The organism is Micromonospora cynarisoli (genome assembly GCF_030518815.1).
GTDB lineage: Bacteria > Actinomycetota > Actinomycetes > Mycobacteriales > Micromonosporaceae > Micromonospora > Micromonospora wenchangensis.
Genome location: NZ_CP130426.1, coordinates 486,494 through 500,772 on the forward strand (window position 1 = coordinate 486,494; position 14,279 = coordinate 500,772).

The following is a 14,279-nucleotide window of genomic DNA, read 5'->3' on the forward strand; positions in this document are numbered from 1 at the left end:
GCCGGTGGGCGGTGCGGCGGATCGCCCCGCGCGGCCGTCGACCGGCCCCCGGTGCCGGTCGGGCCGGTCCCGTCGACGACGCGGTCGGGTCCCGGCACGGGTGGTGGCGGTGACCGGGCCCGCCGGTCACCGCCACCGGGTCGTCCGTCGGGCGTCGCCGGTCGGGTGACGCGCCGTCAGCTGCGGGCCGCGTCGGCCTGCGGGATCAGCTCCGCCCGCCGGGCCACCTCCGCGGCGAACTCGCCAAGCGTCATGATGGCGAGCGTCTCGATGTCGTCGTCGTCGAACGTCACGCCGAACTGGTCCTCGACCCGCAGCGCGAGTTCGGACACGGCGAGCGAGTCGAGATCCACACCGGACGGTCCGAGCATCGAGTCGGGGCCGGTGTCGTCGGTGTAGAAGTTCATCTCGCGCAGCGCCTGCAGGGTGAACGCCAGGACCTCGTCGGCTGACATGGTGGGGCTACCTTCCTCTCGGATGGCGCGGGGCGGCGGGGTCGGCGTCGCTCGATGACGTCATCTGCTGTCACCGACGACCGCGGCGTCATCACGTCGGTCGACGACATATTTCCGAAATGAGTGGGCCGAAATTATCAACGGACACTTGCGCCGGTCAATGCGCCGGACATGGCCTCCACGGGTGCTGAAGGCGGAGCGACGGCGGAATTCGAGCAGTTCTCAGTCAGCCGTCGAGGTCGGGTGCACCGCCTCCCCGGACGGGGCCACTACAGTCCTTGCGAAAGGCGGACGTGGCGCCATGGCCGGCCGACCCGGGAGACACGGTTGAAGATCACCAACGTTCACCTGACCGGGCTGGGTGTCTTCCAACCACCCGTGACCGACGCCGGCCAGGCCGCCCGGCGCGGCGACTACAGCCCGGCCGCCTACCTGGAGAACCGGCTGACGGGCGTCTGCGTCGCCGGGGACGTCTCACCGCCGGAGATGGCCGTGCACGCGGCCCGCCAGGCGCTGGCACGCGCCGCCGCCGACCCGACCGGAGTCGGCCTGGTGCTGCACGCCTCCATCCACCACCAGGGTCCGGAGATGTGGCTGCCCGGCCCGTACATCCAACGGGAGGTCGTCGGAACGGCGGCCCCCGCGTTCGAGGTCCGGTTGGGCTGCAACGGCGTGTTCGCGGCGCTGGAGATCGCCGCCGGGCACCTGGCCGGCGCGGCGGCGGACGCGACGGTGCTGGTGACCACGGCGGAGAACCTCGGCTCACCACTGATCGACAGGTGGAACTCGGCACCCGGGTTCATCCTGGGCGACGCCGGCAGCGCGCTGCTGCTCGACCGCGACCACGGCTTCGCCCGGCTGCGCGCGGTGGGCAGCGTCGCGGTGCCCGGGGTGGAACCGCTGTACCGGGGTGGTGAACCGCTGTACCCACCGGCGGCGGGCCAGGGCCGCACGATCGACATGCGCGAACGTGCCGAGTACTTCCGCAACAACGTGATGTCGTTGACCGACGCCGCCGAACTGAGGAACCGGGCCCGGCTCGACCTGATCGACCGCACGCTCGACGAGGCGGACCGCAAGCTGGCCGACATGACCCGAATCATCTGCGGAAACGCGGCGGCGTACATGGTGCAGCACGATCTGGTGGAGCCGCTGGGCATCACGATGGAGCGCACCACCTGGCAGTTCGGACGCGGCGTCGGACACACCGGCGCGAGCGACCAGTTGCTCTCCCTCAACCACCTGCTGGTCACCGGGCAGCTCGCCGCCGGTGACCACCTGCTGCTGTACGGGGGCGCGCCGGCCACCCTGTCCTGCGCGGTCCTGGAGATCCTGGACGTCCCGGAGTGGGCCGGGGCATGAGAGCGTCCCCGCGTACCTGGCTCGTCACCGGCAGCTCGGCCGGGCTCGGCCGGGCGCTGGTGACCGAACTGCTCGCCCGGGGCGAGACGGTGGCGGCCACCGCCCGCGATCCGCGCGCCCTGGCGGACCTGCGGCCCCCCGTGGCCGGGACACTGTGGACGGCGCGGCTGGACGTCACCGACCCGGAACGCATCAGGCAGGTGGTCGACGACGCCGCCCACGCGCTCGGCCGCCTCGACGTGGTGGTCAGCAACGCCGGGTACGCGCTGGTCGGCGCCGCCGAGGAGGCCAGCGGCGAGCAGATCGACAGGCAGATCCGGACGAACCTGACCGGGCCCATCCACCTGGCCCAGGCGGTGCTGCCGTACCTGCGGGCGCAGGGCGGCGGGCGGATCATCCAGATTTCGAGCATGGCCGGGCAACGGGGGTCGCCCGGCACGGCCGTCTACTGCGCCACCAAATGGGGCGTGGAGGGCTTCTTCGAGTCACTGGCCGCCGAGGTGAAGGGCTTCGGCATAGGCGTGACGATCGTCGAGCCCGGCACCGTGAGCACCGGGTTCTTCGGACCCAGCAAGGAACTGACCAGCGCGTCGCCCGCCTACGTGGGCACCCCGGCGGCGATCCTGCGTCGCCGGGCGCAGGACGGCCGGCTGGCCTGCCGTGGCGACCTGGCGAAGATGGCCGTCGCCGTCGCCGACGTCGCCACCGGGCCGACCGCCCCGCTGCGGCTCGCGCTCGGCAGCGACGCGTACGCCACGATCCGGCGCGGCCTGACCGCGCGGCTGGCGGACCTGGAGGACCAGCGGCAGCTCGCGTTCTCCACCGACCTGAGCACGGGCGACGGGTCGACGACGGCGACGCCGCACCGAGGACCGGAGGGGAGCGACGATGCGCATCACCGTCCTGGCGCTCGGCAGCCGCGGTGACGTCCATCCGCTGACGGCGCTCGCCGCCGAGCTGGCCCGCCATGGCCACGAGGTACGCGTCGGGGCGTCGATGAACCTGGTCGACCTGCCCCGGCAGTTGGGGCTCGACGTGGTGCCCGTCGGGTGGAACCAGCAGTCGATGATGCAGACCGAGCGGGGCCGGGAATGGGTCACCAAGAGCACCCTCGACTCCTTCCTCCAGATCACGATCGAGGCGTACCGGGACTACGGCCGCCGGTTCGGCGACGAGGCGATCGAGATCACCGCCGGCAGTGAGGCCATCGTCTGCGCCGTGGTCAGCGAGCAGTGGGCCGCGGCCCTGGCCGAGGCGTACGACGTCCCGCTCGTCGCGTACGACCTCACCCCGTCGCGGCCGAACGACGTGGTGCCGCATCCGCTGGTGGCCCTCGACCCGCTGCCGACCGCCGCGGCGAACCGGGCGACCTACCTGCACTACACCCGACGGGCCTGGCGGTACCGGCGGGACCTGATGCTCGACTTCCGCCGCCAGCTCGGGCTCCCCCCGATGCCCCCGAGGCACCTGAGGCGACCGCTGGAACTGCAGGGCTACAGCCCCACCCTGGTGCCGGGCCTGACCTGGGACGCCTACCGTCCGATCGTCGGTGACCTCCGGTTGACCCCGGCCGACCTGGACCGCGCCGGCATGTCCACCCTCGATCCCGAGCTGGCGCGGTGGCTTTCGGCGGGCGAACCGCCGGCACTGCTGACGTTCGGCAGCACGCACGTGGCGGACCCGGCGGCGATGATGGCGGGGATCGGGCGGGCCTGCCGGTCGCTGGGGGTGCGTGCCCTGGTGGCCACCGGCTGGGGCCTGTCCGGGGTCGCGCCGTCCACGTCGCCGGAGCTGCGCGTGGTGCCCTACGTGGACTACGACCTGGTGCTGCCGCACTGCGCCATGGTGGTGCACCACGGCAGCGCCAGCATCACCGCCGCCGGCGTGCGCGCCGGCATCCCCACGATGGTCTGCTCCTCCTACGCCGACCAGCCGTTCTGGGGCCGCCAGCTGGAACGGCTCGGTGCCGGTGTGCACGTGCGGTTCACCGACCTGTCCGAGGACGTGTTGCTCTCCGGCATGTCCCGCCTGACCACCGGTCCGCTGCGGCGGCGCGCGGCACAGCTCGGCGAGCGGATGCGCGCGGAACCCCACGGCACGCTCGTCGCCGCCGACGAGGTCGACAGGTATCTCGCCGCATGAGCGGTCCGGCGTCCGCCCCCGACCGTGGCCGGGCAGCCGTCGAGGAGGTCGTCGAACTGCTCGACCTGGCGACTGTCGAACCCGCGACGGTCACCACGGACCGGCTGGTTCCCGTCGCGGGGGTGTTCTCCGGTCGCGGCACGGCACGGGGAACCACCCGGCGGTACGGGGGGCTCATCGCCGCACAGGCGCTGACCGCCGCCGCGCACACCGTACGCTCCGGGCGGCCGGTGCACTCGCTGCACGCCTACTTCACCCGGCCGGGCGACAGCCGCAGGCCCGTTACCTACCTGGTCGAGACCCTGCGCGACGGCCCGTCCATGTCCACCCGCCGGGTGGTCGCCCTCCAGCGCGACACCCCGATCTTCTTCCTGACCGCCTCGTTCCACGATCCCTGCGCCGGGCCGGCGCACGAGCGCCCCGCGCCCCGGGTTCCGCCACCGGACGAGGTGCCGACCCTGGCCCGGCTGCTCGCCGACGCGCCCGCCCGGTTGGCCGCCGTGCAGGACATGCTCTTCGCGTTCGACGTCAGGTACCTCGGCCCGCCGCCCGGGGCGCAGACGGACCGGGAGCGGGCGGGCGAGGCACACCGCCGGGCCTGGGTACGGGTGGCCGGGAGGCTGCCCGACGACGTGTCGCTGCACGCCGGCGCGCTGGTGCTCGTCTCGGATCTGCCCCTGCTGCTCAGCGCGATGGTGGCCGGGCACGCGACCGAGTGGGGCCCGGGTGACGTCGGTGTCAGCATCGACCACACGGTGTGGTTCCACCGACCCTGCCGGGCCGACGAGTGGCTGCTGTACGACTGCGACAGCCCGTGGGCGTCCGCCGGTCGTGGCCTGGCGACCGGCCGGCTGTACGCGCGTGACGGTGACCTGGTGGCCACGGTCGCCCAGGAGGGTCTGCTGCTGACCCGGTCCGCCCGCTGAGCCGGGAGACGGACGGATCGACCCTCAGACGGGAACCGCCTCGATCGCTCCGTCGGTGACGCCCGCGACGGCGAAGCCGGCGTCGGTGAGGAGCCGGCCGTACTCCGCGGCGGTACGGTCCCGGCCCTCCATCAGGACCAGCATCAGCAGATCCACGATCCGGTTGCGGGGCGCCCCCCAGGTGCCCGCGCCGGCACCGGCCCGCTGCGGCTGTGCCGGCAGCAACTCCTCCAGCACCAGCAGTCGCGCCCCGGCCGGCATCGCCGCCCGCACCCGGGACAGCACCCGGGCGACGTTCCCGTCGTTCCAGTTGTGCAGGACCCGCCGCAGCACGTACCGGTCACCGCCGGCGGGCACCCGGTCGAAGAAGCTGCCCACGACGATCTCGACCCGGTCCAGGACCCCGGCGGCGGCGAGCCGGGCGCGTCCCCGGGCGGCGGCCTCGGGCAGCTCGACGAGGACCCCGCGCAACTCCGGACGGGCCCGCAGGAGATCGGCGAGCAGACCGCCGTCGCCGCCGCCGAGATCCACCACCGTACGGGCGTCGTCGAACAGCCGGGCGGGAGGCGGCGGTGGCTCCGGGGCGGTGGACATGGCCCCGTTGAACGTCGCCGCCAGCTCCGGATGCCCGCCCAGGTACTGGTAGAAGGACTCGCCGAAGCGGTCGGTGAAGGCCGGCCGGCCGGTGCGTACGGTGTCGAGCAGGCCGGCGAACGAGGCGAAGACCTCCTGGCCGTACAGGACCGCCGTGTCGCGGACCGAACCGGGGACGTCGGTGCGCAGGTATTCCCCCATGCCGGACAGGACGAAGTCGTCGGGACCGGTCTGGCGCAGGACGCCGGCGTCGGCGAGCGCGGCGAGCAACCGGCGCAGCGCCACCGGGTCCACCCCGGCGGCGGCCGCCAGTTCGGCACCCCCGGTGGTGCCCGCGGCGATCCGGTCGGCCAGGCCGAGCAGGGCGAACACCGAACACGCCTGCGCCGTCCAGGTGGCACAGAGCACGTTCAGCAGCCGCTTGCGGAAGTAGTCGTCGTCACGCGCCACGGATGGCCCTCCACTGAGACTCTAGTGAATGTCCAGAGAAGTGCGGGCCGGGCCCGCAGGCGCCTCGGTATGGTCATTTTCGGCCCGGTCATCCTCGCATTAACCAGGGTGCGCTGACAATTGTCGTCAATGGGAAGCCGTGGGGGTCGAATGGGTGCCGTCACCGCGGTCGGGCGGTCCGCCGGGCACCCGGGGCGTACGGTCGTCGCGGCGTCCGGCCGTGCCGGCTGACCTGGTGGTGCGGCTGCGCCGCACGGTGGACGACGGGCGGACGACGGCCCGCGCGCTGCTCGTCGAGACGGCCGCGGCGATGGCCGACGCCCCGCCGGCCGCGGTCACGGTGGCGCACACGGCGACGGGCGCGCCGGTGCTGCGTGGCGTCGCCACCGGCTGGCACACCAGCGTCAGCCACACCCGCGGCCTGGTCGCGGTGGCGGTGTCCCGACACGGGCCGGTCGGCGTCGACGTGGAGGCGCTGCGCCCGTTGCCCGCGGTGGCGCTGAGCCGGCGGTGGTTCGCCCCCGAGGACACCGACTGGCTGCGTGGGCGGCCGGTGGAGCGGCTCGGCGTCGACTTCCTGGCGCTGTGGACCGGCAAGGAGGCGGTCGCCAAGCTGTACGGCACCGGGCTGCGCGGCGGCCGGCTGCTGCGGTGGCGCACCGCGCCGCCGGAACCGCCGGCGTGGCGGCCCGCCGTCGACGCCCCAGGCGTCCTGGTGACCCACCGGGAGTTGGCCGGGCACGTGCTGGCGGTCGCCCGCGCGTGGCCCGGCCGCCCATGGCCGGCCGTCGGTCGCTGATGCGGACCGCTCTGGTCCTCGGCGGCAGCGTCGCCGGCATGGTCGCCGCCCGGGTCCTGGCCGACCACGCCGACCAGGTGTGGATCGTCGAGCCCGACGAACTGGTGGACGCGCCGGTGATCCGCCGTGGCGCGCCGCACGGCAGCCAGGCGCACACCCTGCTCGGCCGGGGCCGGACCGTCATCGACAGGCTGCTGCCCGGCGTCGTGCGGCAGATGGTGCGCGAGGGCGGACAACTGGTCACCAGCGGTCCCGGTGGTGCGCAGTGGTTCCTCAACGGCCGGGCCAAGGTGCCGGTACGCGGCGGCAGCGTGGTCAGCGTGTCCCGGCCGTTCCTGGAATGGCACCTCCGCCGGCGGGTCCTCGCGCTGCCCAACGTGGCCCTGGTCGCAGGGACCGCCGTCGGGCTCACCGCCACCGCCGGCCGGGTGGACGGCGCGCTGGTCCGCCACCCGGGCTGCACCGACGCCCAGCGGCACGGGGCGGACCTGGTGGTGGACGCCACCGGGCGGTCCAGCCGGCTGGCCGACTGGCTCGGCCGGCTCGGCTACCCCGCGCCCGACAAGCGCCGGATGGCCCTCGACCTCGGCTACGCCACCTGCCTGTTCCACCGGGAACCCGGCCAGCGGCTGGCCGGGCACGTGGCGGTGTACTCGGTCTACACGCCGAGCCGGGCGCGCACCGGCCCGAGCTCGATGACCCCCGTCGAGGGTGGCCGCTGGCTGACGCTGGTCAGTGGCTACGGCGACCGGCGGCCGGGCCGCGACCTGGGCGGGTTCCTGGAGCGCTGCCGGTCGGATCCGGCCACCCCGCTGCGGATGCTGCCGGACGCGTGCGAGCCGGCCAGCGAGGTGTACGTGCACCGCTTCCCGGACAGCGTCCGCCGCGACTTCGACCGGCTGGACCGGTTCCCGGCCGGCCTGGTGGCGATCGGCGACGCGGTCGCCTCGTTCAACCCGACCTACGGCCAGGGCATCTCGGTGGCGGCCGTGCAGGCGGTCGCGCTCGCCGAGTGGCTCGCCGAGCCCGGCGCGGTGGACCGGCCGGCGTACGGGTACTTCCGGCGGGTCCGGGCGGTGGTGGACGACGCCTGGGACTTCTCCGCCGCGCAGGACTGCTACCTGCCACACGTGACGGTCGCCCGACCGTTCGGCTGGCGGCTGCGCCGTGGCCTGGCCGAGGCCGTCCAGCACGCGACCGTGACCGACGAGGTGGTGCACCGGGCCTTCCTGGAGGTCGTCAACCTGACGGCCGGCCCCGCCCGGCTGCGTCGTCCGGACATCCTGTGGCGGGTCGGGGTGGCGGCGCTGCGCCGGCCCTGAACCTGCCCGCCCGAAGCGCGGTGGTCGGGACCCTTCTTGGCGACACATCCCATTTTTTAATGAAGGCCATCAATGATGTCGATGTGTGGCCGGATGGCCGGCGACGGTACTACGGCCGGCACCCGGTCCGGGCCGCCACCGGGGGCTGTTTTTTCGCCCCGCCGAGCGGCCTGACCTCGGTGTACCCATCGGTCCTCGAAAATTGCTCGAACAATCGAAGACGGTCGTCCAGAAACCGGCTAGCCTCTCAGTCGAACGTCGTACCACTGCGACGCGAAAAGACTCGAATGCCGCCTGAAACTGACTCCTGTCTATGGAGATGGGTGCGGTTCCCGCTGTCGTCCGGTCCCCGCAGCGGCACGTCGAGACGAAGGCAGCTCGTTCTCTGGGGGAGAGGCCATGGAAATCCAGATCCTGGGACCGCTCGTGCTCGCCCACGCCGGTCACACCGCCACACCGACCGCCCCGAAGCCCCGCAGCGTGCTGGGCCTGCTGCTGCTCAACGCGGACCAGACCGTGCCGGTCTCCGCGCTGATCCAGGATCTGTGGGGCGCGTCCCCGCCGGTCAGCGCGCTGACCACGCTCCAGACGTACGTGCTCCAGATCCGCAAGTGTTTCGCCGGCCTGCTCGACGTCCCGGTCTCCGAGGTGGCCAAGCGGGTGCTGGTCACCGTCCCCGGCGGCTACGTGCTCCGGGTCGGCCCCGACGAGTTCGACCTGCGCCTGTTCGACAAGCTCGCCTCGGCCGGTCGACGCGCCCTGGCGGCCGGCGAGAACGTCGACGCGGCGGCACTGCTGGTGCGCGCCTGCGCGCTCTGGCGCGGCCCGGCGCTCGCCGACGTGCGCGCCGGCACCGTGGCCGAGCCCCGGCTCAAGGCGCTGGAGCAGACCCGGCTCACCACCGTCGAACAGTGCATCGAGGCACGCATGCGACTCGGCCACCACCAGGACGTGCTGGCCGAACTGACCCTGCTCATCGCCGAGCACGGGCTCAACGAGAACCTGTGCGCGCAGCTGATGGTCGCGTTGCACCGCAGCGGACAGCGACGCGAGGCCCTGGCGGTCTTCCACCGGCTGCGCACCTCCATGGTGGAGGAACTGGGGCTGGAGCCGTCGAAGCGGCTGCACCTGCTCCAACAGGCGGTCCTCGCGGACGACCCGGCGCTGGAGGTGGCGCCCCGGGACGACGGACTGACCCAACTGCTCGACCACCTCGCCCTCCAGCGGCCCCGGACCCGGTAGCCGCCCCCACCCGGCGGTGTCGTATCCCCGGGGCAGACTGCCGGGGTGGATCTGACGCTTGCCTTCGCCGCCCTGCTCGGACGGTCCGATCTCCCCACCGGCCCGCACGACGCCTACTTCGGCGGGGACACCCTCGACGAGTTCCTGCTCCCGGCGGGCTGGCTCACCCCCGACGCCCTCGCCTCGTCGGCTCCGGTCACGTTGCCCGACGTCGACGCCTGCTACCTCGACGACGACCACGCCGCCCTCGGCTGGGAGTTCGACCTGGCGAACTCGTTGTTCGCGGTCGAGTGGGCCGACGACGTGCTGCCGGCGGCGTTCCTCGCCGACGTGCGGGCGGCCGACGCCGACCTGCTCGTGCGCGGCGTCGACCTGGGCGTGCTGATCGACAGGCACGGCCTCGACCTGACGGCGGAGTCGGCGCACCGGTGGAACTACCGGCTCTCGGCGCTGCTGCGCCTGGCCACCGACGGCACCGCCCACGACGCCATGCGGATGGCGACGTTCACCCACCGGCTGCCGGAACTGCTCCCGATCGGGCCGGATGACCGCCGGCGGGTCGAGCAGGAGTGGGCGGCGGCGCTGGCGCAGGTCGAGCCGCCGCAGCTGCGGGACCACCTGGGCCTGCACTGCCTGGAGCCGTTCTGGTCGCGGGCCGCGGGTGCCTGTTACCTGGGCGCGACCGAGTGGCCGACCGGCACCTCGGCCCTCGCCGGCCGGCGCAAGCTGCTGGCGGGCTGGGAATTCGGGGAGTCGCAGTCGGGGGTGGCGGTGGTCGGCTGACGCCGGACCGGCCGCTCGTCGACCCGACGCCCCGCCCGGCTGATCCGGCCGACCGGGGCGTCGGGACAGGTCGGCGCGGTCCGGGCGGCGGCCGGGCCACCGGAGTCGGTGTCCCGCCGTGCCGCGTCGGCGCGGGCGGCGGGCACCTCCCCGGCGAGGGCCCTCGCGGCGGCCAGCTCACGGTGCAGGTCGAGCCGGGTCCGGGCGGGAACGGCCGGGGCCAGGTCGGCGGCGCGCAACGCGCCCGCCCAGAACGCGGCGGCCTCCTCCGCCGCGCCGAGTGACCCGGCGCGGCGGGCGGCGGCGGTGAGGTGGACGACGGCATCGGCGGCGGTGGACGGGGTGAGGGCCGCCAGTGCGTGCCGTCCCAGCATCGCCACGTCGTCGCAGCGCTGCTCGCGGAGCACGGCGAGGACGCGGGCGTGCAGCCGGGTACGGCGCAGCAGCGGAAGGCCGTGGTAGAGCACGTCACGCATCAGGGCGTGGGCGAACCGCACCCGTCCCGGTGCGGGCTCGACGAGCAGGCCGGCCGTCACGCCGGCCTCCAGGCCGGCGAGGACCGGTTCCTCCGGGCCGCCGTCGACCGCGAGCAGCAGATCGACGTCGACCTCCACGCCGCAGACCGCGGCCTGTCGCAGCACCGTCCGCGCGCCCGCCGGCAGCCGCGCCAGCCGGCGGGTCAGCAGGTGCCGCACGCCGGCGGGCACACCGTCGAGCGCCGCCGCCGGCCCCTCCGCCGCGACCAGCCCGGCCAACCCGATGGCGAACAGCGGATTGCCCGCCGAGCGTTCCCGGACCGTGCGCAGCACCCCGGCGTCGTGCACGCCGTGCCGGCGCAGCACCGCGGTGACGGCCTCCGCGTCGAGACCACCGAGCGTGACCTCGACCGCCGGCACGCCGGCCAGCGCCGCCCGCGCCGCCACCACGTCGTCGGTCACCTCGTCCGGCCGGTACGTCACCACGACCAGCACCGGCGCGCCGGTGAGCGCGGCGGCGAGATGCCGCAGGACACGCAGGGTCGCCCCGTCGGCGTGGTGCACGTCCTCGACCACCAGCAGCAGCGGGCCGTGCCCGGTCAGCCGGGACAGGTGCGCGGCCAACGCCCGACGGAGGTGGAACTCGTCGTGCCCGCCCCGGGCGTCGTCCGGCCCGTCCGGGTCCAGCAGCGGGCGCAGGCCCCGGTTCTCCGTCTCCTCGGGCGGCAGGAACCGCCTGGTGGTGGCGACCACCTCGCGCCACGCCCACGCCGGGGGAGCACCCTCCACCGGCGGGCAGGTGCCGACGGCCGTCCGCCACCCGGCGTCGGCGAGGGTCCCGGCGATCTGCCGCACCAGCGTCGACTTGCCCGCCCCGGCCTCCGCGCCGAGCCAGCAGACGCCGAGCCCCGACCGGGCGGCCCGGTCGGCCGCCGCCCGCAGCCGGGCCACTTCCGCCGTACGCCCCACCACCTGGCGCGGGTCCGGTGCGGCGGGCGGCCCGGCCGCCGCCGGTGGCGGGCCGGGAACGGCTGCCACCGGCGGCGGACCCGGGGCGGGGTGCACCGGCGGCCCGGGGACGGCCGGCTCCAGCCGGGGGCTCTGCCGCAGCAGGTCCGTCTCCAGGGTCCGCAGGGCCCGGCTGGGGTCGATGCCCAACTGCTCGGCCAGCGTCGTGCGGACGGCACGCAGCACGTCCAACGCGTCGGCCTGCCGACCGAGGCGGTACAGGGCGACCGCGAGCAGCATCGCGGCCCGTTCCCGCAGCGGGTGCTCGCGGACGTGCGGGTCGAGGTCGCGCACCACCTCGTGCGGCCGGTCGAGTTCGAGCAGGAGCCCGGCGCGCTGCTCGACGGCGGTCGACCGGAGCTGGGTCAGCCGCTCACCCTCCCGGTCCGCCCACGGCTCCCCACCGAACTCGGCGTACGGGCCGCCCGCACCCCAGCAGGCGAGCGCCGCGTCGAGGACGGTGAGCGCCGCGACGGGACCGGGTGCGGCGTCCGGCGTCGCGGACCGCAGCGCCGCCTCGAACCGCCAGGCGTCCACGTGCGCGGTCGGCAGCCGCAGGGCGTACCCGGGAGCGGCGGTGACCAGGACCCGGGCGGGGGTCCGCGCGAGACGGTGCGGTTCCAGGACGCGCCGCAGGTTCGACACGTACACCTGGAGGGCGGCCTGGGCCCGGGGCGGCGGGTCACCCGCCCACAGGTCGTCGACGAGCCGGTCCACCGACACGACGTGGCCGCCGGCGGCGACGAGCCGGGCCAGCACCGCGCGTTGCCGGGGCGCACCGAGGTCGACAGGCGTGCCGTCGCGGACCGCCCGCACCGGGCCGAGCACACCGATCGTCGTCACGCCCGGACCCCGCTCAGCGGGTGGAGATGCCTCCGCTGAGCGCGGCGGAGGTCAGGCCGGCCTCGTTCGACACCACCACCACGTGCACGAAGGCCTGCGGCATGTGGGTGAAGTGCCAGGTACGCCGCCCGGTGTCCGGGGTGCCGTAGATGACCGCCCGCGCGACGCCGACCTCGGTGGTGGGGATCGGCGCACCCCAGGTGGGTTGCGGGATCGGCAGCGAGGGCCCTCCCGGCGGGGTGGTCGGCAGCCCCGGATCGGTCGGGGTGTCGTCCGGCGTGGTCTGCAACCAGCTCAGATCGATCCGGTAGTTGTCCTCCCGCACCGAGTTGTCGGTGAAGGTGACGTCCAACGTCCGCCTGCCCTCCTGGTAGCCGGTGGACAGCGTCAGCCCGCTCGGCGCCGCCGGGCTGATCTGGTACTGCGGACACGACAGCGGGACGACCTCCGGCACCGGCTGGCTGCCGTCGGGCACGTTGTTGGCGGTGACGCAGAACCGGTGCACCCCGGCCAGCGCCGAACTCGGCACGGTGAACGAGAAGCCGACGAAACCGCCCCGCTCGACGTGCCACAGGTTCGCCGGGCGGGTCACCGCCGGTGGTACGTCGGTCTGCACCGTCACCTGCACCGGGCCGCCGTTGGGGTCGCTGGCCCAGCCGCTGACCCGGACCGCCCCGCCGACGTACTCCCACGACTCCAGCCAACCCATCGGGTACTTGTCGCTGCCCACCGGCGGGGGAGTCGGCTCGGTCGGGCTGTCGTCGCAGGCCGACGGCGGGTCGGGCACGTCGCAGTTGGGGCGGGCGAGCGCGGTGCCGGCCGCGGCCACGGTCAGCCCGGCGCTGAGGGTGAGCGCCAGACCGATGGCGAGGATTCTCTTCATGCCCCCAGCACAGCAACCACCACTTGGTCCCCACCTGGCGCGATCGGCGGCGGCCACGTTTAGCCGTCGCCAAGCGACGCCGGGTCCCATCGGTCGGGGCAGCGACCTGCCCGGGGTGCGGTCGCACCAGGACGGAGGGAACGGCATGGGCACCATGGTGGTCACCGGATCGGTGGACGGCATCGGCCGGCGTACCGCGGCGCGACTCGTCGCCGCCGGGCACCGCGTCGTGCTGCACGCCCGCGACGAGGAACGGGCGGCGGTGGCCAAGGCGGCGGTCCCGGACGCGGCCGGGGTGGTGGTCGGTGACCTGGCCTCGCTCGCGCAGACCACGGCGCTCGCCAGGTCGCTCGCCGCGTTCGGCCGGTACGACGCGATCGTCCACAACGCCGGGATCGCCCGCCTCGACGCCGCCGAACGGGAGCTGACCGGCGACGGGCTGGAGTCCACGTTCCAGGTCAACGTGCTCGCGCCGTACCTGCTGACGGCATTGCTGCCGCCGCCCGGCCGGCTGGTGTTCGTGTCCTCGGCGATGGCCGCCGACGGGGTCGCCGACCTGGGTGACCTGCGGTACGACACCCGCCCCTTCAACGGCGTCGAGGCGTACGCCACCTCGAAGCTGCTGGACCTGGCACTCGCCGTGGCCGTCGCCCGCCGCTGGCCCGCCACGCTGAGCAACGCGCTCGACCCCGGCTGGGTACGCACCCGGATGGGCGGTGCCGCCGCCCCGACCAGCCCCGACGACGCCGCCCGCGCCCAGGTGCGCCTCGCCGTGGGCACCGACCCCGACGTCCTGGTCAGCGGGCGGTACGTCAGCGCGCGCGACTGGCGGCCGTCGCCGTCGCGGCTCGCCCCACTCGGGGAGGAACTGCTGGCCTACTGCGCGCAGCTCACCGGCGTCGTCCTGCCCGACGCCCCACCGGGCCGAACCCCCGGCGGTGGCGTCGCACCGGTCGGCGGGTGACCGCCCGACCCCGGCCCGGCCGGCGGCCCC

The 14,279-nt window shown here is 74.7% G+C and carries 13 protein-coding genes; 9 read left to right on the forward strand and 4 right to left on the reverse strand.

Annotated features, from left to right (window positions below):
- Positions 1-176: 176 nt before the first annotated feature.
- The gene (locus Q2K16_RS01705; protein WP_302743185.1) at positions 177-455 is read right to left on the reverse strand and encodes a phosphopantetheine-binding protein; all 279 of its coding nucleotides are present in this window, start codon (positions 453-455) and stop codon (positions 177-179) included.
- Positions 456-782: 327 nt separating this feature from the next.
- Here Q2K16_RS01705 and Q2K16_RS01710 point away from each other — a divergent pair, with 327 nt between their 5' ends.
- The 4 genes from Q2K16_RS01710 to Q2K16_RS01725 are packed head-to-tail and all read left to right on the forward strand — an operon-like array spanning position 783 to position 4,885.
- Positions 783-1,817, forward strand: coding sequence for a ketoacyl-ACP synthase III family protein (locus Q2K16_RS01710; RefSeq protein WP_302743186.1), 1,035 nt, complete (start codon positions 783-785; stop codon positions 1,815-1,817).
- Positions 1,814-2,743 (forward strand): SDR family oxidoreductase, encoded by a 930-nt coding sequence (locus Q2K16_RS01715; RefSeq protein WP_302743187.1) that lies wholly within the window; start codon positions 1,814-1,816, stop codon positions 2,741-2,743. Before Q2K16_RS01710 ends, Q2K16_RS01715 begins: the two co-directional genes overlap by 4 nt.
- Positions 2,706-3,959: a glycosyltransferase gene (locus tag Q2K16_RS01720; protein WP_302743188.1), complete on the forward strand. Its 1,254-nt coding sequence runs from the start codon at positions 2,706-2,708 to the stop codon at positions 3,957-3,959. The genes Q2K16_RS01715 and Q2K16_RS01720 overlap by 38 nt, the downstream gene beginning before the upstream one ends.
- A complete protein-coding gene (locus Q2K16_RS01725) occupies positions 3,956-4,885 on the forward strand; it encodes an acyl-CoA thioesterase (protein WP_302743189.1) in 930 nt (309 codons plus the stop codon). The genes Q2K16_RS01720 and Q2K16_RS01725 overlap by 4 nt, the downstream gene beginning before the upstream one ends.
- A gap of 24 nt (positions 4,886-4,909) precedes the next feature.
- On the opposite strand, the gene Q2K16_RS01730 is transcribed toward Q2K16_RS01725, so the two are convergent.
- Positions 4,910-5,929, reverse strand: a complete 1,020-nt coding sequence (locus tag Q2K16_RS01730; RefSeq protein ID WP_302743190.1) for a methyltransferase — start codon at positions 5,927-5,929, stop codon at positions 4,910-4,912.
- 220 nt (positions 5,930-6,149) lie between these two features.
- On the opposite strand from Q2K16_RS01730, the gene Q2K16_RS01735 reads away from it, so the two are divergent.
- The 4 genes from Q2K16_RS01735 to Q2K16_RS01750 all read left to right on the forward strand — a co-directional run bounded on the left by Q2K16_RS01735 (position 6,150) and on the right by Q2K16_RS01750 (position 10,075).
- Positions 6,150-6,728 (forward strand): 4'-phosphopantetheinyl transferase family protein, encoded by a 579-nt coding sequence (locus tag Q2K16_RS01735; RefSeq protein ID WP_302743191.1) that lies wholly within the window; start codon positions 6,150-6,152, stop codon positions 6,726-6,728.
- Entirely contained in the window at positions 6,728-8,050 is a 1,323-nt protein-coding gene (locus Q2K16_RS01740) for an FAD-dependent oxidoreductase (RefSeq protein WP_302743192.1), read from the forward strand. Before Q2K16_RS01735 ends, Q2K16_RS01740 begins: the two co-directional genes overlap by 1 nt.
- Positions 8,051-8,449: 399 nt before the next feature.
- Positions 8,450-9,292: an AfsR/SARP family transcriptional regulator gene (locus tag Q2K16_RS01745; protein ID WP_302743193.1), complete on the forward strand. Its 843-nt coding sequence runs from the start codon at positions 8,450-8,452 to the stop codon at positions 9,290-9,292.
- 45 nt (positions 9,293-9,337) lie between these two features.
- On the forward strand, positions 9,338-10,075 hold the full coding sequence (locus Q2K16_RS01750) for a hypothetical protein (RefSeq protein ID WP_302743194.1): 738 nt from the start codon (positions 9,338-9,340) through the stop codon (positions 10,073-10,075).
- Here Q2K16_RS01750 and Q2K16_RS01755 read toward each other — a convergent pair.
- Positions 9,961-12,402 carry an ATP-binding protein gene (locus Q2K16_RS01755; RefSeq protein WP_302743195.1) on the reverse strand — a complete coding sequence of 814 codons (2,442 nt, stop codon included), beginning with the start codon at positions 12,400-12,402 and terminating at the stop codon, positions 9,961-9,963. The genes Q2K16_RS01750 and Q2K16_RS01755 overlap by 115 nt on opposite strands.
- A 13-nt stretch (positions 12,403-12,415) precedes the next feature.
- Positions 12,416-13,285 carry a hypothetical protein gene (locus Q2K16_RS01760; RefSeq protein ID WP_302743196.1) on the reverse strand — a complete coding sequence of 290 codons (870 nt, stop codon included), beginning with the start codon at positions 13,283-13,285 and terminating at the stop codon, positions 12,416-12,418.
- Between the two features lie 145 nt (positions 13,286-13,430).
- Here Q2K16_RS01760 and Q2K16_RS01765 point away from each other — a divergent pair, with 145 nt between their 5' ends.
- A complete protein-coding gene (locus Q2K16_RS01765; RefSeq protein ID WP_302743197.1) occupies positions 13,431-14,249 on the forward strand; it encodes an SDR family NAD(P)-dependent oxidoreductase in 819 nt (272 codons plus the stop codon).
- Positions 14,250-14,279: the final 30 nt, after the last annotated feature.

Coding starts and splice junctions, on each gene's coding strand:
- Q2K16_RS01705 (WP_302743185.1), bottom strand. CDS start 455: ATGTCAGCCGACGAGGTCCTGGCGTTCACCCTGCAGGCGCTGCGCGAG.
- Q2K16_RS01715 (WP_302743187.1), top strand. CDS start 1,814: ATGAGAGCGTCCCCGCGTACCTGGCTCGTCACCGGCAGCTCGGCCGGG.
- Q2K16_RS01720 (WP_302743188.1), top strand. CDS start 2,706: ATGCGCATCACCGTCCTGGCGCTCGGCAGCCGCGGTGACGTCCATCCG.
- Q2K16_RS01725 (WP_302743189.1), top strand. CDS start 3,956: ATGAGCGGTCCGGCGTCCGCCCCCGACCGTGGCCGGGCAGCCGTCGAG.
- Q2K16_RS01740 (WP_302743192.1), top strand. CDS start 6,728: ATGCGGACCGCTCTGGTCCTCGGCGGCAGCGTCGCCGGCATGGTCGCC.
- Q2K16_RS01745 (WP_302743193.1), top strand. CDS start 8,450: ATGGAAATCCAGATCCTGGGACCGCTCGTGCTCGCCCACGCCGGTCAC.
- Q2K16_RS01760 (WP_302743196.1), bottom strand. CDS start 13,285: ATGAAGAGAATCCTCGCCATCGGTCTGGCGCTCACCCTCAGCGCCGGG.
- Q2K16_RS01765 (WP_302743197.1), top strand. CDS start 13,431: ATGGGCACCATGGTGGTCACCGGATCGGTGGACGGCATCGGCCGGCGT.